A 1,184-nucleotide genomic window follows, 5' to 3' on the forward strand; every position below is an offset into this window, starting at 1 on the left:
AAGCGGATCCGGTGAAGCGGTTGCGTTGGGTAGGTGTCCTTTGGGAGGGACGTCATGCCGAGGAGCCTGCGTGTCGCGCTGACCGACGGTCAGCAACGTGAGCCGCACGCGTTTCTGGCTCGCCGCGATCTGACCGCCTATACCCGGCAGCGTGCCGAGTGCATCCGTTTCCTGGACCGCGGCAGGACTGTTTCCGAGGTCGCCGACCTGCTGGAGTGTCATCCGGTCACGGTCCGCGCCGCTGTCCACCGCTTCGCGGACGGCGGGATCGAGGCGCTGCCCGATGCCCCTCGCCCGGGCCGTCCGGCAAAGCCCCTGGGGCCGGACGACCGGTCCGCTCTGGCCGAGTTGCTCGATGTCTCCGCCGAGGCGGGGATCACGTGGAGCGCCCCGGCCCTGCGCGACTGGCTGCGGGTCGAGCGCGGGGTGGAGATCTCTGCGGACTGGCTGAGCGAGTTGCTGCACCGCGACGGTTTCCGCGGGAAGCGCACCCGTGACAGCGTGCGGCACAAGGCCAACCCCGTCCTCCAGCAGGCCGCCCGGGCCCATCTGGAGGACTTGCGGCCTTGCGGCAGGCCGCACACGCCGGAGAACGCGACCTGATCTTTCTGGACGAGTTCGGCTTCGCCCCGACGATGCCCACCAGCTGCACCTGGCCGCGCATCGGCCGCCGGGCCGTGGTGCCGCGTAAGGACACCAGAAACCGGCGGGTCAACGTGCTCGGCGCCAAGATCGTCGGTATCGAGCCGGACCTCCTCTGGCAGCACACCTGCGGGAAGATCGACGCGCGGACGCTGCTGGAGTTCGTCTGCGCGCGGCTGGCGGGCCCGGGTGGTGGCGCGGCCGTGCTGGACCTGCCCGCCGACGGCCTCGGCACCAATGTGATGCCGGTGTGGGAACGGCACAGGCGGTGCACGATCGTGCTGGACAATGCCTCGACGCATGTGGCCAAGGCGTTCAAGGGCCGCTGTCGTCAGCTGGCGAAGATCGGGAGGAGCTGTTCTATCTGCCGCCACACAGCCCGGAGCTGAACGACATCGAGCTGATCCGACGGCAGGCGAAGTACGAGGACTACCCACAGCGCGCACTGACCAGCACCGACTCCTCGGCAAGGTCGTCGACCAGGCCATGCCCCAGCAGCGAGACCGACTCCGAGCATCAGCAAGTAACTTCGCCCAAGCCGC

The 1,184-nt window shown here is 69.1% G+C and carries 2 protein-coding genes; both read left to right on the forward strand.

Annotation, left to right across the window (positions count from 1 at the left end; genetic code table 11):
• The first annotated feature begins 54 nt into the window (after window positions 1–54).
• On the forward strand, window positions 55–603 hold the full coding sequence (locus tag NQU54_RS48535) for a helix-turn-helix domain-containing protein (RefSeq protein ID WP_257636651.1): 549 nt from the start codon (window positions 55–57) through the stop codon (window positions 601–603).
• The gene (locus NQU54_RS48540; protein ID WP_257636652.1) at window positions 567–1,031 is read left to right on the forward strand and encodes a hypothetical protein; all 465 of its coding nucleotides are present in this window, start codon (window positions 567–569) and stop codon (window positions 1,029–1,031) included. Before NQU54_RS48535 ends, NQU54_RS48540 begins: the two co-directional genes overlap by 37 nt.
• Window positions 1,032–1,184 lie beyond the last annotated feature (153 nt).

The sequence above is a fragment of the Streptomyces malaysiensis subsp. samsunensis genome (genome assembly GCF_024519315.1).
GTDB classification, from domain to species: Bacteria; Actinomycetota; Actinomycetes; order Streptomycetales; family Streptomycetaceae; genus Streptomyces; species Streptomyces malaysiensis.